An 18,255-nucleotide genomic window follows, 5' to 3' on the forward strand; every position below is an offset into this window, starting at 1 on the left:
ATTCTTAGAAACGACAATTTGTCCCACCACAAGGAGTGGAGAATGGCTTCTCAAACTACAAATGATAATAACGCGCTGATTAACGAACTCTCGCGCCTGGTTGGTCACGCTCACCTGCTCACCGACCCGGCCAAAACCGCCCGCTACCGTAAAGGCTTCCGTTCCGGGCACGGCGATGCGCTGGCCGTGGTGTTTCCAGGCTCGCTGTTGGAGCTATGGCGCGTGCTCAACGCCTGCGTCAATGCGGACAAAATTATTCTGATGCAGGCCGCCAATACCGGTCTGACCGAAGGTTCAACGCCCAGCGGCAACGACTACGACCGCGATATCGTCATTATCAGCACCCTACGCCTCGATAAACTGCATCTGCTGGATAAAGGCGAGCAGGTGCTGGCCTGGCCAGGTACCACGCTCTATTCACTGGAAAAAGCGCTCAAGCCGCTGGGCCGTGAACCGCATTCGGTGATTGGCTCCTCCTGCATCGGTGCGTCGGTAATCGGCGGGATCTGCAATAACTCCGGCGGTTCGCTGGTGCAGCGCGGTCCGGCGTACACCGAAATGTCGCTGTTTGCGCGCATTGATGAAAACGGCAAGCTGACGCTGGTTAACCATCTGGGCATCGATCTGGGTGAAACCCCGGAGCAGATCCTCAGCAAACTTGATGACGATCGGGTGAAGGACAGCGATGTGCGTCACGATGGCCGTCACGCGCACGATCACGACTACGTCAACCGCGTGCGCGACGTCAACGCCGATACCCCGGCGCGCTACAACGCCGACCCGGAGCGTCTGTTTGAATCCTCCGGCTGCGCGGGCAAGCTGGCGGTATTCGCCGCGCGTCTCGACACCTTCCCGGCAGAAAAACGTCAACAGGTGTTCTACATCGGAACGAATCAGCCGGACGTGCTGACCGAAATTCGCCGCCATATTCTGGCTGAATTTAACAACCTGCCGGTGGCAGGCGAATATATGCATCGCGATATTTACGATATCGCCGAGCAGTACGGTAAAGACACCTTCCTGATGATCGACAAGCTCGGCACTGACAAAATGCCGTTCTTCTTCACCATGAAGGGCCGCGCCGACGCCATGCTGGAAAAAGTGTCCCTGTTCAAGCCGCACTTCACCGACCGCTTTATGCAGAAGCTAGGCCACGCTTTCCCGGCGCATCTGCCGGAACGGATGAAAACATGGCGCGATAAATACGAGCACCACCTGCTGCTGAAAATGTCCGGCGACGGCATTGACGAGGCTAAAGCCTGGCTGGTGGAGTACTTCAAGCAGGCGGAAGGCGACTTCTTTGTCTGTACGCCGGAAGAAGGCAGCAAAGCGTTCCTGCACCGCTTCGCGGCGGCAGGTGCAGCCATCCGTTACCAGGCGGTGCACGCGGATGAAGTGGAGGATATTCTGGCGCTGGATATTGCGCTACGCCGCAACGACACCGAATGGTTCGAGCATCTGCCGCCGGAAATCGACAGTAAACTGGTGCATAAGCTCTACTACGGCCACTTTATGTGCCACGTTTTCCACCAGGACTACATCGTGAAAAAAGGCGTCGATGCTCACGAGTTGAAAGAGCAGATGCTAGCGCTGCTGCGCGAGCGTGGAGCCCAGTATCCGGCGGAACATAATGTCGGGCATCTGTATGAAGCCGATGAAAACCTCAAACGCCACTACCGGGAAAACGACCCGACCAACAGCATGAACCCGGGGATCGGTAAAACCAGTAAGCTCAAATACTGGGGCGAGAAAACCGACGCGTGATATGACGTTGGGAAATTCGTTGTCGGCTGGATAAGCGTAGCGCCATCCGGCCGACTGCGAGCCAGATTAACGATGGAAACCATAAGGAATTCAAGCATGTCTACGCTTGATGTCACCCGTGACGCCGATATTGAAATTCGTGACGCGCAGGCTGACGATGTACAAGCCATTGCCGCGCTGTATGCCTGGCACGTACTTAATGGCCGCGCCTCATTTGAAGAGGTGCCGCCTTCCATTGATGAAATGCAGCAACGCATGAACACCATTCAGCAACAAGGATTGCCGTGGCTGGTGGCGCTGTATCGTGGGGTTATCGTCGGCTACTGCTATGCCAGCCCCTATCGCCCTCGCCCGGCCTATCGCTATACGCTGGAAGAATCTATCTATATCGACACCACAATGACCGCCCACGGTATCGGCAGCCGCCTGCTGACGGCATTAATCGCCGTATGCGAACAAGGGCCATGGCGGCAGATGCTGGCGGTAATTGGCGACGGAAATAACAACACCGCTTCGCTGCGACTGCATAAAAAACACGGCTTCGAAGTGGCGGGACAGTTGCGCAGCGTCGGCTACAAGATGGGTGACTGGCGGGATACGGTGATTATGCAGCGCCCACTCAACGACGGTGACTGGGCGCTGCCGGAATAAAGAACGTTTAATCGTCCTGGGTGGTTTGCCCGCTAAGCTGGGCTTTCGCAATATTGCCTTCCACCTGGGCTTCTTTCTGCTTTTTATAGCTCAGCGCCGCGGCAGGAACCGGCATCACCTTTCCGGTTTCAACCCAGGTACGCAGACGGCTGGCGTCGGCGAAATGGGTATATTTACCGAACGCATCCATGACCACCATCGCCACCGGACGTTTGTTCATCACGGTGCGCATCACCAGGCAGTGTCCCGCCGCGTTGGTAAAGCCGGTTTTGGTCAGCTGAATGCTCCAGTTATCGCGGTACACCAGATGATTCGTGTTGCGGAACGGCAGCGTATACGCCGGATGGGCGAAGGTCGCCGTGTCTTCTTTGGTCGTGCTCAATTGGCCAATCAGCGGATACTGTTTGGTGGCAATCAGCAGTTTAGTCAAATCGCGCGCAGTCGAAACGTTATGAATGGACAGCCCCGTCGGCTCAACATAGCGAGTACGAGTCATCCCCAACGATTTGGCTTTGGCATTCATGGCGCGAATAAATGCGTCATAACCGCCCGGATAATGGTGCGCCAGGCTGGCAGCCGCGCGGTTCTCGGAAGACATCAGCGCCAGCAGCAGCATGTTTTTACGGCTAATCTGGCTGTTCAAACGCACGCGGGAATAAATGCCCTTCATCTCCGGCGTGTGGCTGATATCCACGGTCAGCATCTCATCCAGCGGCAGATGGGCGTCCAGCACCACCATCGCCGTCATCAGCTTGGTAATGGAGGCCATCGGACGCACCAGATCGGGCTGGTTGGCATAAATCACTTTATTCGTTTCAAGGTCGACAATCATCGCGCTACCGGAAGCAATTTCCGGCTGCGAGGCCACGGCGGAGACGGCGGTTTTAGCACTCGCCTGAGGCGCAAAAGGCACAGCCAGCACGAGAGCGAGGCTGAGCAGGGAAACGCGAAATTTCTGCATGGTGAGTATTCTGGCGGTTATTTATGCACATTATGATGGACAACCGCTTCGCACCAAACGGTTGCGAAGCGGAATGGCCCATCATAGCGCGTAGAACGCGGCATCTGCCAGAAAATAATGGTGAATAAATGCTGCATTGCTGACGTAATTTAATTCACATCAGCAATGCATATCAGAACTCAGAATAATCGGTAGCCATAGCCCCACAGCACCACCGTCAGCGCCAGCAGCACTTCAAGTACCAACACGCCGATAGCCAGGGTGGAACTGGCGAAGCTCAGCCCCTCTTCCCGATCGATGTTGAGGAAAGTCGGGATGCCGATGTAAAGCAGATACCCGGTATAAAACAGCGCGACCGTCCCGACCAGTGCGCACAGCCACACCAACGGGTAAAGCGCCACAATACCGCTCAGGAAAATCGGCGTCGCGACGTAGCCGGCAAACACCATACAGCGTTTAAGCGACGGTCGTTGCGGATAGTTACGCGCCATCCACCAGATCACCCGTCCCATCACCGCGACACCAGCCAGCATCAGGGCATAGAAAAGCACCGCCATGCCCAGGCCCGTCATCAGCGACAGCCTGACCACGTTGCCGTCGCCAAAATTCCAGCCCAGTTGGGTGGTGCCGATAAAGGCGCAGACCACCGGAATGGCCGCCATGACCAGCACATGATGCACATAGTGGTGAGAAACGGTTTCGTTCTCGCTGCGGATAACATGCATTTCTTTGTCAGGGTGGGAGAACAGTCCCCATACATGGTTCATAACGCCTCCTCTGCACGGCTTCGTACCACGTTGCTGTAAGTATAATTCACACCAATGATTATTTTATGTACAACGCAAAAAATAGCGGCCCCTGCAATCTCACCCTGAGGGTGTATGATGAATAGTATGATGTGGTAAGGAGTGAGTGTTTGTATGGATATCAATAACCTGATTTCCCACTATGGCTACGCGGCACTGATTATTGGCAGCATGGCGGAAGGCGAAACTATTACGCTACTCGGTGGCGTGGCGGCGCATCAGGGGCTATTGAAATTTCCGCTGGTTGTGATTTCGGTGGCGCTGGGCGGGATGATCGGCGATCAGGTGCTGTATCTTTTAGGCCGGAAGTTCGGCGGGCGTCTGCTAAAACGGTTTTCACGCCATCAGGCGCGTATTCGGAAGGCGCAGCGGCTGATTAACAGCCGTCCGAAGCTATTTGTCATCGGTACGCGTTTTATGTACGGCTTTCGTGTCATTGGCCCACTGTTAATTGGCGCCAGCGGCCTACCGCCAAAGATTTTCCTGCCGCTGAACATTCTCGGCGCGTTGATCTGGGCGTTGCTGTTCACCACCCTCGGCTACCTGGGCGGCGAAGCTATCGGCCCGTGGCTGCATCATCTGGATAAACATCTGAAGCACATTATCTGGCTGGCGCTGGCGGTGGCGCTAGTGGTCGCGCTGCGCTGGTGGTTCAAACGGCGGGAAAAACATTCGACGGATGAATAACCGGGGCGCCGAAGCGCCCCGGTAAGGCCCAGAGGTAATGAGGATCAGAAGGTGTACTGCACGCCCACACGATAACGGGTCTGGCGATCGTCTTCGTCGCTGCTGACGGAGACGTTACCGATCTGCGCGTAAGGCTTCCAGTTTTTATCGATGCTATAAGCCACTTTGAAATCCAGCTCATAGTCATCTTTACCGTTATCGTAGCGATTATAATCTTCGCTTTTCTTATACAGATAATTTCCTTCAAACGTCCACGGCCCGGTTTTATAACCTAACCACAGATCACCACGGTTCACATGTTCATCGTCTTTCGTGCTGGACGTATCACGCGTATATTCGTAGCGGTAACGCCCGGCGACATAAAAACCATTTTCGAAATTATATTGCCCACGAATATACGGTTTATATATCGCCTTCGATGATGACGTTTCTAAGGCAAAACCCGGCTGAATAGCAATATTTGGCATCGCGTTAAACTGATAGCTAATAACATACTCATCACCATTATCAACGACATCATTAAACGCTTTATCCGAATGTTCACCGCCTGATTTCGTTTTGGCTTCGACGGAGAAACCAAAACCGTTGGCGAAGCGGTGCGAAATCAGCACCCTGTCTTTCTGTCCCTGCGAGGTGTCGGTATATTCATGACGCAAGTCAATCGTTACCGCGCTCGCCGATGCGCTGACAAACGCCAGCATCCCAAGAGTTATTAATTTTTTCACGCAATCGTCCTCTGCTTATTAATGTCACAATAAAATCAGGAGGAACTGGCTATAATATTTAAAAGATGAATATGTTTTTCAATAATAAAAATAAGACCAGAGATATTGTTTTTCTGGTGAGCGATACTAGTGGTTGGGAAACGCGCTGTCATTTATTTAAATATAAATACGTGATCGCTAGCATATTTTAATTAACGCAAGGAATTTATTTTTAATTAAATTAAAAATTAGATTTTTGGCAAATATAATAGCAAGTAATATTATTTAATATGAATATTGGTTTTTCATTTCCCCCTGTATTTCAACACAGGGGGAAATAAATTCACAGCCGTTTACGACTTGTCGGTGATGTGATAACCGCCGCCCAGCGCGGAGGTCAACTGAATGCTGGCATCTACCCACTGGCCATGCAAACGCAGAGCGCTGATTCGCTCCTGTAAGGCTGGCAGTTTCGCCAGACTCACCTTAGACCCTGGAATAATCCCGGCATTCATCCGCGCCTGCGCCAGATTCACCACGCGCTGCGCGTCTTTCTCAACCTGCGCTTGCTGCTGGTTTTTCGCCATCAGCGTTTCGACCTGGCTGGCGGTTTTCGCCACCTGATTCACCGCATCAACAACCGCTTTGTTGTATTTCGCCACCGACAGATTATTCTGCGCGCTGGCAATATCGAGGTTTGCATTCAGACGACCGCTGTCGAAGATTGGCAGCGTCAACCCTGCGGTCACGCCCATCTGATTCGCAGAATGGCGGAACAGATCGCTCAAGTGCAGCGCGTCCTGCTGCAGGAAGGCCATCAGGTTGATGTCCGGATAGAATGCCGCTTTCGCCGCGTCAATTTCACTGAGCGAGGCTTCGATATACCAGTGCGCTTCCTGTAAATCCGGGCGGCGAGCCAGCAGATCATAGCCTAACTGCGACGGCATTTTGCTGGCCACGGCGGGCAGCTCAACCTTGCGCAGATTCAGCGACTGGCTTTGGCTATTGGTCAGCGCCATCAGCCGCGCCTCAATCTCTTTCATGTTGCCTTCAACGTCGGCCAACTGCTGATCCGTTTTGCTGACGTTGATATCGTTTTCGGCCCCTTCGGCGGAGTTAGTAATACCGTGCTCAAACAACGCGGTGTCGACGCTAACGATATTATTTTGTTCGCTTTTCACTTGCTCAAGAACGCTGTGGATGGCGGCTTCGGTCTGCCACTGCCAGTACAGACGCGCCACGCTGCTGGAGAGCAACTCGCGAGTTTGCGCCTGCTCGGCCACCTGCGCTTTCACTTCCCCAATGCGCGCTTTCACTTCAGCACGGTTTTTCCCCCACAGGTCGAGATCCCAACCGGCGGTCAAGCCGAAAGTCCCGTTGGTGTACCATGGCCCGGTATTACCGTCTAAGTCGGTGGCAAACGGGCCCATCAGCCCTTCTGCCGACATTTTCTGTCGCTCAAGGTCCGCGCCGAAATCCACTTCGGGGCCCAGCGACGACTTCGACATCCGGACCTGCGCTTCCGCCAGCTTAATGCGTTGATCGGCAATTTGCATATCTGGCGCATTCGCCAGCGCGCGGCTAATCAAGTTATTGAGCTGGGCGTCGTGATAGTCTTGCCACCAGTTGCTCTGCGGCCAGCCATTTTTCACTGCGGCGGGTAAATCCGTCGCCACGCTGGAGGCCGGAGCCTGCTGCTTAATTGGGCTGCCAATATCGTGCGACGGCGCGCAGCCAGCTAGCGCGATGAGCAGGGGCAAGCCCGACAGCACGCTTTTTTTCAGAGTCAAGTTCATGTGATAGGTCGGTTACAAAAGAAGGAAAGTGATAATAATTTAAATGAATCAAATCCTTTTAGTAAAGCGTGTGGGAACATAAATAGACATACTTAAAAACAGCTAATAACACTTTAGCGTCATGGAGTGAACATGAGTCAGAACATCTACGACGACCCGAACTTTTTCGCAGGTTACGCCACGCTCGACCGTTCGGTGAAAGGACTGGACGGCGCGCCAGAGTGGCCAGCAATCCAGCAAATGCTGCCGCCGCTGGCCGGTTTGCGCACGGTTGACCTCGGCTGCGGCTACGGCTGGTTTTGCCGCTGGGCGCGCGATCAGGGTGCCGCAGACGTTATCGGCTACGATCTTTCCAGCCGTATGCTGGCACGCGCACAGGAGATGACCGATGGCGAAGGCATTACCTACCGCTGTGAAGATCTACAAAACTTAACGCTTGCCGCCAACAGTTGCGACCTGGTGTACAGTTCGCTGGCGTTGCACTATCTGCCCGATATCGCCCCGCTGTTGGCCACCGTTTACCAGGCGCTGACGCCAGGCGGCGTGCTGGTGTTCTCCGCCGAGCATCCGATCTACACCGCGCCGTTGCAGCAGGGCTGGCGGCTGGACGAGAACGGGCAAAAAAGCTGGCCGGTGAGTCACTATCAGCAGGAGGGTGAACGCATCAGCAACTGGTTTGCCGACGGCGTGAAAAAACAGCACCGCAAGCTCGCCAGCTGGATTAACGCGCTGGTCGCCGCCGGGCTGGTTGTGGAACATCTGGATGAGTGGGGACCAACGGCGCAACAGATTGCCGCGAATCCGGCGCTGGATGAAGAAAAAGAGCGGCCGATGATCTTTTTACTGCGCGCGCGTAAGCCGGTGTGAGTTGGGATTGCCGGATGGCGGCTACGCCTTATGCGGCCTACAGATCGTTAGCATTGTAGGCCGGATAAGCCCGGCGCCATCCGGCAATTCACCGAAGCTTACGCTTTCAGACTCGCACCGTTGGTGGCAATCACCTCTTTATACCAGTCAAAGCTTTTCTTCTTACTGCGCGCAAGCGTACCGGTGCCATCATCGTGACGATCGACGTAGATAAAACCGTAGCGTTTGGACAGCTCGGCTTTCGACGCGCTGACAAGGTCAATCGGCCCCCAACTGGTAAAGCCCATCAGCTCAACGCCGTCTTCAATCGCCTCTCGCGCCTGCACCAGGTGATCGTTCAGGTAGCTAATGCGGTAGTCATCGTTAATACTGCCGTCAGCTTCCACTTTGTCTTTCGCCCCTAAACCGTTTTCAACAATAAATAGCGGCTTCTGATAGCGATCCCACAGCACGTTCAACAGCGTGCGCAGGCCCAGCGGGTCGATCTGCCAACCCCATTCCGAACTTGCCAGGTGCGGGTTCGGCACCATATTGAGAATATTACCGCGCGCCTGATTATTCAGCGCGTCATCGGCGGTCACGCAGCCGGTCATGTAGTAGCTGAAGGAGACAAAATCGACGGTGGTGCGCAGCGCCTCACGGTCGGCATCGGTGATGTCCAACGCGATACCGTTATCGCAGAAATAACGCAGCATATAGCCCGGATAAGCGCCGCGACACTGCACGTCGCCAAAGAACTGCCAGCTGCGGTTTTCCTGCAGCGTTTTAAATACATCTTCCGGTTTGCAGCTCAGCGGGTACATCAGGCCGCCCAGCAGCATATTGCCGATTTTGCCTTCCGGCACGATCTCGTGGCAGGCTTTAACCGCCAGCGCGCTGGCCACCAGCTGATGATGAATCGCCTGATAGATTTCACCCTTGCTGCTGCCCGCCGGCAGGACTACGCCGGTCAACGGCGCGTGCAGCGACATGTTGATTTCGTTGAAGGTCAGCCACAGTTTGACCTTGCCCTTATAGCGCTCAAATACCGTACGCGCGTAGCGTTCAAAGAAATCAATCACCTTGCGGTTGCCCCAGCCGCCGTAGTTTTTCACCAGCGCCCACGGCATCTCGTAGTGCGAGAGCGTCACCAGCGGCGTAATGTTGTGACGGGCCATCTCGTCGAACAGCTTATCGTAGAAGGCCAGCCCGGCTTCGTTCGGCTGCGCGTCATCGCCGTTCGGGAAAATACGCGTCCAGGCAATCGAAACGCGCAGGCAGTTAAAGCCCATTTCCGCAAACAGAGCGATATCTTGCGGATAACGGTGATAGAAATCGATGGCGATATCTTTAATACCGCTGTCGCCCGTGACGCGCTCAACCACCTCGCCAAAAATACCCTGAGGCTGGACATCGGACGTTGACAATCCTTTGCCATCTTCCAGATATGCGCCCTCAACCTGGTTTGCCGCGGTCGCGCCGCCCCAAAGGAACGTCTGTGGGAATGTTTTCATCTCTCTCTCCTGTGATTAATGCTGTACGGTTAACAGCGGCTGACCGGCGCTTACCGCGCTGGCGGCAACAATATCCAGCCCCGGATAGTCATCGCTGTTGCTGATAATAATCGGCGTCGCCAGGTCGTAACCGGCGTCCAGAATCATCTGGCGGTCGAAGGTTAAGAGCAGATCGCCCGCCTGAATTTTGTCGCCCTCTTTGACGTGGGCGGTGAACGGCGCACCGTCGAGTTTAACGGTGTCGATCCCCACGTGGATCAGCAGCTCAATCCCGCTGTCGCTCAATAAACCGATGGCGTGCTTGGTCTGAAAAATCGACGCCACCTCACCGCTGAACGGCGCGATCACGTTGCCCTCGCTCGGGATAATCGCCACGCCCTTGCCGAGCAGCCCGCTGGCGAACGTGCTGTCCGGCACCTGATCCAGCGCCAGCACGGTGCCGGTCATTGGCGACAACACGTCATTTTCACCGGCTTTCACGACCGCCATCGGCTCAATCGTTTTACGCGGTAATCCGGCAAAGAAGGTCAGCGCACAGGCGAGAATAAAGGCCACCGCGGTGCCAATAAGCCCACCCCACACGCTGGCATCAATACCGCCTGGCGGGATCATCTGCGCCGGGAAGAAGATGTTCGGCAGACCGAACGAGAATGCGTAGCTATTGCTGAACGCGGTAATCGCCCCGCCCAACGCGCCGGCCACGCAGCCAAAAATAAACGGGCGACGCAGCGGGAGCGTCAGGCCATAAATCGCCGGTTCGGTGATACCAAAAAGTCCTGCGGAAAACGCCGATCCCGCCAGCACTTTCTGACGCATATCGCGGGTAGCAAGAAAAATACCCAGCACCGCCCCCACCTGCGCCAGCACCGCGGGGAGAATGATAGGTAGCATGGAGTCGTGGCCAAGGACGGTCATGTTATTGATCATCAGCGGCACCAGCCCCCAGTGCAGGCCAAAGATCACACAAACCTGCCACAACCCGCCCAATGCGGCCCCGGCCAGCCACGGAGCGACTTCATACACCACCTGGTAGCCGTTCGCCAGCATATGGCTGAGCCAGGTCGCCACCGGGCCAATAATCAGGAAGGTGAGCGGTACCACAATCGCCAGACAAATCGCCGGGGTGAAGAAGTTTTTCATCGCCGAAGGCAGCAGCGCGTTGCTGCGCCGTTCAATCCAGCAGCTGACCCAGGCGGCGAGAATAATCGGGATAACCGACGAGCTGTAGTTGATAAACGTCACCGGGATCCCGAGAAAATACTCTGCGCTCGCTCCCGGTGCCTGCGCGGCTTCGAAGGCCTGAATCATCAACGGATGCGTTAACGCGCCGCCGATCACCATCGAGATAAACGGATTGCCGCCGAACTTCTTCCCGGCGGTATAGCCCAGGAAAAGCGGGAAGAAGAAGAACAGCGCGTCGCTGGCGGCAAACCAGATTTTGTAAGTCGCCTGCTCAGGATTAAGCCAGCCGCACACCACCGCCAGCGCCAGCAGCCCCTTCAGCAGACCCGTCGCCGCCATCACGCCGATAAACGGGGCAAAAATACCGGAAACCACGTCAATCACCTGGCCGAGGAGAGAGGTTTTTTCCCCCTTCACCGCTACCGGTTCGCTGTCATCGGTGATCCCCGCTTCATAGCGCACCGCCTGCCAGACGTCGTGGACGTGGTTGCCAATCACCACCTGAAACTGACCGCCGCTCTCCACCACCATGATGACGCCTGGGTTGGCCTTCAGCGCTTCAGCATCCGCCTTACCGCTCTCTTTAAGCTTAAAACGCAGCCGCGTGGCGCAGTGAACCAGACTCACAATATTCTCTTTGCCACCAACGTGGCTGAGAATATCCTGCGCGAGTGCTTTGTATTCCATGCAATATTCCTTGACCGAGTATTAAAAACAAAAAAACCCGAGAACGACGCCGGTAAGACGTCGCGCTCAGGTTTTGCCTGCATGATGCAGTAACAATCCAGTTGTGGAAGGGCTAACGCCCCTCTTTTCTCACCCGTTCAATGTGAATGGCGAGAAACATAATTTCTTCCGTCGTCAGCGACCGCTGGTAGCTGTTTTGCAAATGCAGGGCGACGGTCTCCGCGCACTTCCACGCTTTGGCGTAGTTGTCCTTCACCGCGCTGTGCAGCTCTGCGTCGTCGTCTTCTACCACCGTTCGCGTGAGCATCCGCTGGGCGAAAAACTTCAGGTGAGTCACGAAGCGTTGATAGCTTAACGACTCTTCGTTGTACTCCAGCCGCAGCTGATACTTCACCAGTTGCAAAATTTCCTGCATTACCCGGGTGACGTGCATCACTTCCGGCATTTCACTGTTGAGCTGCGCGGTCACCAGATGCAGGGCGATAAACCCGGCTTCATCTTCCGCTAGCTCAACGCCGAGACGCTGGGCAATCAGCGCCCGCGCCTCCTGGCCCAGGGCAAACTCTTTCGGGTAGAGCCGTTTGGTCTCCCACAGCAGCACGTTGCGCAGCGCAACGCCGTTTTTCTGCCGCTCAATGGCAAAATGGCAGTGATCGGTCAGCGTGATGTAGACGCTTTCCTGCAATTTTCCGAGCCGCTCGCGCGCCCGTTCGATGATCCGGTCGCAGGTGGTCATCACCTCCAGCGGGATCTGACTGAGTAATTCACCTAAACGCCCCGCCAGCTCATCGCTTTGCAGGGCAAAAATTTTCTCGATTTTCGACTCATCCAATAAGTCCCCGACGCGTTTCTGAAAGGCTAGCCCTCGCCCCATCACCACCTGCTCACGCCGGTGTTCATCCAGAACCACCACCACATTATTATTAAGAACTTTGGCGATCTGCATTTATGAACCCCAGAAACAAAAAAACCTGACTCCTGACAAACGTCAGATAATCAGGTTTTGCCTGCCGTAGCAGTAACAATCGGCTACGAGTATTTCATTTAACGGTCGCTTTGCTCAATGGAGCGACGGGAAAATTGTGATGCAGATCGGATACTTTATGCCTGCCAGTCGTGAATCGCCCGGGCAATCAGTTTCGATTCCTGCAACGCGCGTACGGCAGTAAACAGCTCGGTGGCTTCAGCGTACTCTTTGCGCAGATAGCCCAACCACTGCTTAATGCGCGCCACATGGTACAACCCGGTATCGCCCTGCTTTTCCAGATAGGCATATTTTTTCAGTATATCGACCACCTGCGGCCACGGCAGCCGCGGCTCGTTGTATTTGATAACCCGGCTGAGGTTTGGCACGTTCAGCGCGCCGCGACCAATCATCACCGCGTCGCAGCCGGTCACGGCCATGCACGCCTGCGCGCTGTCGTAATCCCAGATCTCACCGTTAGCAATAACCGGAATGGAAAGCCGCTGGCGGATATCGGCAATCGCCTGCCAGTTGATGCGCTCGGCCTTATAGCCATCTTCTTTGGTGCGCCCGTGCACCGCCAGTTCAGTGGCCCCTGCCTGCTGCACCGCGTCGGCAATTTCAAACTGCCGCGCGCCGCTGTCCCAGCCCAGACGCACTTTAACCGTTACCGGCAGATGCGCCGGCACCGCTTCGCGCATGGCTTTTGCCCCCTGGTAGATAAGCTCCGGGTCTTTTAGCAGCGTGGCCCCGCCGCCGCTGCCGTTAACGGTTTTCGACGGGCAGCCGCAGTTGAGATCCACGCCCCAGGAACCGAGCTCCACCGCGCGGGCGGCGTTCTCCGCCAGCCACTCGGGATATTGCCCCAGCAGTTGGATACGCACGCGGGTGCCGGAAGGCGTGCGGCTCTCGTTATGCAGTTCCGGACAGAGCTTGTAGAACGATTTTACCGGCAGCAGTTGGTCCACCACGCGCAGAAATTCGGTGATGCACAGATCGTAATCATTCACTTCGGTCAGCAGCTCGCGCACTAAGGAATCGAGCACACCTTCCATCGGTGCCAGTAAAACACGCATATTGTTATCCGGAAAAAAAAGAGGCGCTATGGTAACGTCTTAGTATGCCGCTTTCCACTGCCAGTCGACACATCAGGAGGTGAATAATGAATACCAGGGATATCCAGCTAAAGCGTATCCAGCCGCCGTGCGGCTTCAGCGACGTACCGCCGGTCACGCTGACCGATGCCACCCTGCTTGAGCGCAAAACGAAGCTGCTCGAACGGATGCAGGAAGAACGTTTTGACGCGCTGATCATTTACGCCGATAAAGAGCACGGCAGTAATTTTGAATACCTGACCGGATTTATCCCGCGTTTTGAGGAAGGTCTGCTGGTGCTGCATAAATCCGGGCACGCCACCGCGATCCTCGGTAATGAAAACCTGAAGATGGCGGCTCACTCGCGTATTCCGGTCACGCTAAAGCACTGCCCGCTGTTCTCGCTGCCGAATCAGCCAATGGATAACGAAAAACCGCTGGCACAACTGTTTAGCGAAACAGGGCTGAGCGCGATGTCGAAAGTGGGCCTCGTGGGCTGGAAGATGTTTACGGCTGCCGGGAGTGACAACGCGAAGCTGTTTGACCTGCCGTGGTTTATCGTCGACGCAATAAAACAGAGCACTCACGCCGAGTTGATAAACGCCGCGCATCTGTTTATTGGCGGCAACAAAGGGGTGAGAGTGGTGAATAACGCCAACGAAATCGCCCATTATGAGTACGGCGCGAACCTGGCTTCTCGCTGCATGCTGGCAGCGCTGGACGCCGTCGAACCGGGCATTCGTGAAGTGGATCTGGGCGCGCTGCTTACTGCCGAAGGGCAGGCACCGTCGGTCGTCACCATCGCCGCAACCGGGCAGCGTTTTGAGAAGGCTAATCTCTACCCTTCATGGAAAAAGGTCGAGCGCGGCCAGCCGCTGTCGATGACCACCGGGTTTAAGGGCGGGCTGTCCAGCCGAACCGGGTTTGTCATTGCCGATGAAAGCGAGCTGCCGGAAAACCAGCGCGATTATTTAGACCGGGTGGCAAAGCCTTACTTCGGCGCGATAGCAACGTGGCTTGAACATATTAAGATCGGTATGTCGGGCAACGAGCTGTACGATTTAGTTGAATGCGTGCTGCCGAAAGCCCAGTACGGCTGGCATCTGAATCCGGGGCACCTGAGCGCCGATGAGGAGTGGATGTCGTCACCGGTTTATCCTGACTCCGCCGAGACGCTGAAAAGCGGCATGATCGTGCAGATCGATATTATTCCGTCGGTGCCGGGGTATACCGGAGTGAGCGCCGAAGAGAGCGTGGCGCTGGCGGACGCGGCGTTGCAGCAGCAGATCGCGCGGGATTATCCGCAACTGTGGGCGCGTATCGAAGCGCGCCGGGCGTATATTCGCGAGACATTGCATATTGCGTTGAGCGATGACGTGATACCGCTCTCTAACGCCGTGGGGTATCTGCGGCCGTTTATGTTAGCCAAAGATAAGGCGCTGGTGGGTTAGTTTGCGGCACATTCGACCTCCTCTCCCTGAAGCTGTCTCTTATACACAATTCCCGACGACAGTTATCAGGGATGAGGGAGATGTATGCGGATTTATTACTCCGTTGCGCTCCTTATCCGGTTCTCGCCACATAAATTGCACGGGCGCAGGGAGCGCGCAAGGGGCGGCCAGTCGCCTCCGCCAACACCAGTGCGGTCTTTTAGTTAACAGCAAAAACCAGAGCCACTGAAACCGATGAGTCCCCGCTGGAAATCGGCGAACCGGAGAATGGAAGACAAGGTCAGGACGCCATGGATGGCGGACTGAGGCGAACCGAGACAGGATGTCGAGTTTCGCCGTGCCGCAGGCTGGAGTTCGTAGGTGAGCGTAGTGCGAAGCACCGATTTCCCCGCGGGGCCGCGGGGATTGTCAAGGGGGGCGCGGCCGCCCCCCTTGGCCCGTTCACCGGTGAAAAGACGTCATGTTCTGCCTGACGTAAAGTGAACGGAACCTTTCACCTGACTAATATATATTCGGTCCTGTCCCACTAATTTTTGTATAAGAGGCAATCCTTAAAAGAGAGAGCCCATCGCGGCTATCGCGGTTCCAGACAGTTATCTTCTTTCCAGCCGTACAGCCACTCAATCCCACGATAAAACTCGTCCTGGGTTTTCCCTTTCCACAGCAGGTTACGCACCTGACGCTCAACGCCCGCCGCATGGTACAGGCGACCCATTTCGCGGGTGGACCAGACGATACGTGCGGTACGCGGAATACGCACAGACTCGTACAGTGCAAACGCGCGGGCGGCATCACCGTCACACTGCGTCAGCGCTTTGCCCAGCGTCACCGCATCTTCCAGCGCCATGCAGGCACCCTGCGCCATATACTGGGCTACCGGGTGTGCGGCATCGCCCACCAGCGTAATGCGATCGTTACCCCACTTCTCCACCGGCTCGCGGTCGGCGGTGGACCAGCGTCGCCAGGAGGTCGGTTTGTCCAGCATCTGGCGCGGACGCGGGTGAATGCCTTTGAAGTACGACATCACTTCTTCTTTACTGCCGTCGCGCACGCCCCACTCTTCCGTCTCGCGGCTGTGGAAGGTCACGACCAGGTTGTACTGTTTACCGCCGCGCAGCGGATAGTGCACCAGGTGACAGTGTGGGCCTGCCCACAGCACCGGCGCGTTGATGCGCAGGTCTTCCGGCATATCGTCGCGTTCCACCACCGCGCGGTACACCACGTGACCGGTGACGCGCGGCGTATCGCCGAGCAGGCTCTGACGCACCACGGATTTCACGCCGTCGCAGCCGATCAGAATATCCGCCGTCCAGCTATTGCCCTTATCATCAAATACGGTGACATCATCCGCCGTCTGACGAATGTCCACTACATGAGTGGAAGTGCGATATTTCACGCCAGGATGCTGGAGTGCCGCTTCCCAGACCGTGGCATGGATATCCACACGGTGAATAACCGCATACGGGCCGCCGAAGTGATCGCGGAACGCCTGTCCCGTCTCAATATGGATCACCTCTTCACCGTTAACCGCATCCATCATCGTGATGTGATCGGTAAAGACCGCACGCTGACGGGCGACGTCGCCCACACCCAGGCTATCGAGCGCGGAAAACGCGTTCGGCCCCAGCTGGATCCCGGCGCCAATTTCGCCGATCTCATGCGCCTGCTCCAGCAGCATCACCTGAATGCCCTGACGCGCCAGCGACAGCGCGGTGGCCGCACCGCCAATACCGCCGCCGACAATGATTGCACGCGTGACTTTTGCCATGATAATTCTCCTTTTCTGACTACGCCGGGATCTTGTCCTGCTGGTTTTCCGGAGCGGCGGCGATAAACGCCGGCAGCGCCGTACAGGCGTCATAGACCGCTTTACAGCGCGGGAATCCGCTCAGATCGCAGCCCATGCGCTCGGCGTTAGCCCACTGCGGCACCAGGCAGCAGTCGGCAAGCGTCGGCGCATCGCCAAAACAAAACGCCCCGGATTGGCTTCGACGCAGCAGTTGCTCAACCGCGCTTAGCCCCTGCTGGATCCAGTGTGCATACCAGCGTTTTTTCTGTTCTTCACTGACCTTCAGCTCATCGCTGAGGTAGCGCAATACGCGCATGTTGTTGATGGGGTGGATGTCGCAACAGATGGCGTACACCACTTCCAGCACGCGCATGCGCTGCGGATCGTTCGCCGGTAGCAGCGGCGTCTGCGGGAAATGTCTGTCCAGCCAGTCAATAATCGCCAGCGATTGCCCCAGCGACTCACCGTCGTCGGTAATCAGCGCAGGCACCAGCCCCACCGGGTTCAGGCGGCGGTACTCCAGCGCGTTCTGCTGGCCGATGCGGATGTTGACGCCTACCGTCTGGTGGTCAATGCCCTTCAGCGCCATCGCAATACGGACGCGGTAAGAGGCCGAACTATTAAAAAAACTGTACAGCTTCATCAGTCACCTCAAACAATTTTCACCGCGATGGGCGTTAACCCTTCGACGTTACCGGTGATGGTTTCGCCCTTCACCACCGCGCCCACGCCTTCCGGCGTTCCGGTGAAGATCAGGTCGCCCGGTTGCAGCTCGAAGAAGCCGGACAGATAGCTGATGGTCTCTTTCACATCCCAAATCAGATGTTCAATATCGCTGCGCTGGCGATCTTTGCCATCAACCTGCAGCCAGATTGGCGCTTTTTCCAGCGACGGCGCGTCGGCGACTTTATGCAGCGGGGCAATCGGCGCAGAGAGGTCAAACGCCTTGCCGATTTCCCACGGACGGCCCATCTGGCGCATCTCCATCTGACGGTCGCGGCGGGTCATATCCAGACCGGTGGCGTAGCCCCAGATGTACTCTTCGGCTTTTTCCAGCGGGATATCGCTGCCTTTTTTACCAATGGCAACCACCAGCTCAATTTCATAGTGATAGTTGTCGGTCTGCGCCGGGTAGGCCAGGTTCAGGGTTTCGCCCGCGGCAACGGGGACCACCGCATCGGCCGGTTTGCAGAAGAAGAACGGCGGTTCGCGATCTGGATCAAAGCCCATTTCACGGGCGTGAGCGGCATAGTTACGGCCTACGCAGTAAACGCGGCGTACCGGGAACTGCTCATCGCTGCCAACAACCGGAATCGCTACCGGGGCCTGGGGTTCAAATACGTATTTGCTCATTTTTCT

15 protein-coding genes and 1 pseudogene are annotated in these 18,255 nt (G+C 56.1%); 5 read left to right on the forward strand and 11 right to left on the reverse strand.

The genetic code is table 11. The features are described 5' to 3' along the window. Positions 1 to 42: 42 nt before the first annotated feature. Both dld and K7B04_RS21455 read left to right on the forward strand, forming a co-directional pair. Entirely contained in the window at positions 43 to 1,764 is a 1,722-nt protein-coding gene (gene dld / locus K7B04_RS21450) for a D-lactate dehydrogenase (RefSeq protein WP_064544169.1), read from the forward strand. 96 nt (positions 1,765 to 1,860) lie between these two features. Next, on the forward strand, positions 1,861 to 2,415 hold the full coding sequence (locus K7B04_RS21455) for a GNAT family N-acetyltransferase (RefSeq protein ID WP_223802989.1): 555 nt from the start codon (positions 1,861 to 1,863) through the stop codon (positions 2,413 to 2,415). Positions 2,416 to 2,422: 7 nt separating this feature from the next. Here K7B04_RS21455 and pbpG read toward each other — a convergent pair whose 3' ends face one another. Further along, a complete protein-coding gene (pbpG, locus tag K7B04_RS21460) occupies positions 2,423 to 3,376 on the reverse strand; it encodes a D-alanyl-D-alanine endopeptidase (protein WP_065357401.1) in 954 nt (317 codons plus the stop codon). Between the two features lie 179 nt (positions 3,377 to 3,555). Further along, positions 3,556 to 4,143, reverse strand: coding sequence for a Yip1 family protein (locus K7B04_RS21465; RefSeq protein WP_163447493.1), 588 nt, complete (start codon positions 4,141 to 4,143; stop codon positions 3,556 to 3,558). 153 nt (positions 4,144 to 4,296) lie between these two features. Between K7B04_RS21465 and K7B04_RS21470 the strand changes: the two genes are divergently transcribed. Continuing rightward, positions 4,297 to 4,869, forward strand: a complete 573-nt coding sequence (locus K7B04_RS21470; RefSeq protein ID WP_223802990.1) for a DedA family protein — start codon at positions 4,297 to 4,299, stop codon at positions 4,867 to 4,869. A 44-nt stretch (positions 4,870 to 4,913) separates the two neighbouring features. Here the strand turns inward: K7B04_RS21470 and K7B04_RS21475 are convergent, their stop codons facing one another. After that, positions 4,914 to 5,570 carry an oligogalacturonate-specific porin KdgM family protein gene (locus K7B04_RS21475; RefSeq protein WP_163447495.1) on the reverse strand — a complete coding sequence of 219 codons (657 nt, stop codon included), beginning with the start codon at positions 5,568 to 5,570 and terminating at the stop codon, positions 4,914 to 4,916. A gap of 356 nt (positions 5,571 to 5,926) precedes the next feature. Beyond that, positions 5,927 to 7,369, reverse strand: coding sequence for a multidrug resistance outer membrane protein MdtQ (mdtQ, locus tag K7B04_RS21480; RefSeq protein ID WP_223802991.1), 1,443 nt, complete (start codon positions 7,367 to 7,369; stop codon positions 5,927 to 5,929). A gap of 132 nt (positions 7,370 to 7,501) precedes the next feature. On the opposite strand from mdtQ, the gene K7B04_RS21485 reads away from it, so the two are divergent. Then, entirely contained in the window at positions 7,502 to 8,236 is a 735-nt protein-coding gene (locus tag K7B04_RS21485) for a class I SAM-dependent methyltransferase (protein WP_223802992.1), read from the forward strand. Positions 8,237 to 8,334: 98 nt separating this feature from the next. Here the strand turns inward: K7B04_RS21485 and ascB are convergent, their stop codons facing one another. The 4 genes and pseudogenes from ascB to dusC form a co-directional block, all read right to left on the reverse strand. Further along, positions 8,335 to 9,729 (reverse strand): 6-phospho-beta-glucosidase, encoded by a 1,395-nt coding sequence (gene ascB / locus K7B04_RS21490; protein WP_223802993.1) that lies wholly within the window; start codon positions 9,727 to 9,729, stop codon positions 8,335 to 8,337. 15 nt (positions 9,730 to 9,744) lie between these two features. After that, positions 9,745 to 11,684 (reverse strand): annotated as a pseudogene (gene bglF / locus K7B04_RS21495) (PTS beta-glucoside transporter subunit IIABC). Positions 11,685 to 11,710: 26 nt separating this feature from the next. Then, the gene (gene bglG / locus K7B04_RS21500) at positions 11,711 to 12,544 is read right to left on the reverse strand and encodes a transcriptional antiterminator BglG (RefSeq protein WP_163447621.1); all 834 of its coding nucleotides are present in this window, start codon (positions 12,542 to 12,544) and stop codon (positions 11,711 to 11,713) included. A 155-nt stretch (positions 12,545 to 12,699) separates the two neighbouring features. Continuing rightward, complete coding sequence (dusC, locus tag K7B04_RS21505) at positions 12,700 to 13,638, reverse strand: tRNA dihydrouridine(16) synthase DusC (RefSeq protein WP_223802994.1); 939 nt, start codon at positions 13,636 to 13,638, stop codon at positions 12,700 to 12,702. An 86-nt stretch (positions 13,639 to 13,724) separates the two neighbouring features. Here dusC and K7B04_RS21510 point away from each other — a divergent pair, with 86 nt between their 5' ends. Beyond that, the gene (locus K7B04_RS21510) at positions 13,725 to 15,107 is read left to right on the forward strand and encodes an aminopeptidase P family protein (protein ID WP_223802995.1); all 1,383 of its coding nucleotides are present in this window, start codon (positions 13,725 to 13,727) and stop codon (positions 15,105 to 15,107) included. 574 nt (positions 15,108 to 15,681) lie between these two features. On the opposite strand, the gene K7B04_RS21515 is transcribed toward K7B04_RS21510, so the two are convergent. Genes K7B04_RS21515 through K7B04_RS21525 form a run of 3 tightly spaced genes read right to left on the reverse strand, consistent with a single transcriptional unit; the run spans position 15,682 to position 18,249 of the window. After that, positions 15,682 to 16,875 carry a 3-hydroxybenzoate 6-monooxygenase gene (locus K7B04_RS21515; protein WP_163447619.1) on the reverse strand — a complete coding sequence of 398 codons (1,194 nt, stop codon included), beginning with the start codon at positions 16,873 to 16,875 and terminating at the stop codon, positions 15,682 to 15,684. A gap of 19 nt (positions 16,876 to 16,894) precedes the next feature. Further along, the gene (gene maiA, locus K7B04_RS21520; RefSeq protein ID WP_167575428.1) at positions 16,895 to 17,539 is read right to left on the reverse strand and encodes a maleylacetoacetate isomerase; all 645 of its coding nucleotides are present in this window, start codon (positions 17,537 to 17,539) and stop codon (positions 16,895 to 16,897) included. Between the two features lie 8 nt (positions 17,540 to 17,547). Next, entirely contained in the window at positions 17,548 to 18,249 is a 702-nt protein-coding gene (locus tag K7B04_RS21525) for a fumarylacetoacetate hydrolase family protein (RefSeq protein ID WP_064544141.1), read from the reverse strand. Positions 18,250 to 18,255 lie beyond the last annotated feature (6 nt).

This window comes from Kluyvera sp. CRP (assembly GCF_019930565.1).
Lineage (GTDB): Bacteria > Pseudomonadota > Gammaproteobacteria > Enterobacterales > Enterobacteriaceae > Kluyvera > Kluyvera georgiana_A.

What these genes read in the sequence shown, in the direction of transcription:
- dld (WP_064544169.1), top strand. Translation starts at nt 43, where the DNA reads ATGGCTTCTCAAACTACAAATGATAATAACGCGCTGATTAACGAACTC.
- K7B04_RS21455 (WP_223802989.1), top strand. Translation starts at nt 1,861, where the DNA reads ATGTCTACGCTTGATGTCACCCGTGACGCCGATATTGAAATTCGTGAC.
- pbpG (WP_065357401.1), bottom strand. Translation starts at nt 3,376, where the DNA reads ATGCAGAAATTTCGCGTTTCCCTGCTCAGCCTCGCTCTCGTGCTGGCT.
- K7B04_RS21465 (WP_163447493.1), bottom strand. Translation starts at nt 4,143, where the DNA reads ATGAACCATGTATGGGGACTGTTCTCCCACCCTGACAAAGAAATGCAT.
- K7B04_RS21470 (WP_223802990.1), top strand. Translation starts at nt 4,297, where the DNA reads ATGGATATCAATAACCTGATTTCCCACTATGGCTACGCGGCACTGATT.
- K7B04_RS21475 (WP_163447495.1), bottom strand. Translation starts at nt 5,570, where the DNA reads ATGCTGGCGTTTGTCAGCGCATCGGCGAGCGCGGTAACGATTGACTTG.
- mdtQ (WP_223802991.1), bottom strand. Translation starts at nt 7,369, where the DNA reads ATGAACTTGACTCTGAAAAAAAGCGTGCTGTCGGGCTTGCCCCTGCTC.
- K7B04_RS21485 (WP_223802992.1), top strand. Translation starts at nt 7,502, where the DNA reads ATGAGTCAGAACATCTACGACGACCCGAACTTTTTCGCAGGTTACGCC.
- ascB (WP_223802993.1), bottom strand. Translation starts at nt 9,729, where the DNA reads ATGAAAACATTCCCACAGACGTTCCTTTGGGGCGGCGCGACCGCGGCA.
- bglG (WP_163447621.1), bottom strand. Translation starts at nt 12,544, where the DNA reads ATGCAGATCGCCAAAGTTCTTAATAATAATGTGGTGGTGGTTCTGGAT.
- dusC (WP_223802994.1), bottom strand. Translation starts at nt 13,638, where the DNA reads ATGCGTGTTTTACTGGCACCGATGGAAGGTGTGCTCGATTCCTTAGTG.
- K7B04_RS21510 (WP_223802995.1), top strand. Translation starts at nt 13,725, where the DNA reads ATGAATACCAGGGATATCCAGCTAAAGCGTATCCAGCCGCCGTGCGGC.
- K7B04_RS21515 (WP_163447619.1), bottom strand. Translation starts at nt 16,875, where the DNA reads ATGGCAAAAGTCACGCGTGCAATCATTGTCGGCGGCGGTATTGGCGGT.
- maiA (WP_167575428.1), bottom strand. Translation starts at nt 17,539, where the DNA reads ATGAAGCTGTACAGTTTTTTTAATAGTTCGGCCTCTTACCGCGTCCGT.
- K7B04_RS21525 (WP_064544141.1), bottom strand. Translation starts at nt 18,249, where the DNA reads ATGAGCAAATACGTATTTGAACCCCAGGCCCCGGTAGCGATTCCGGTT.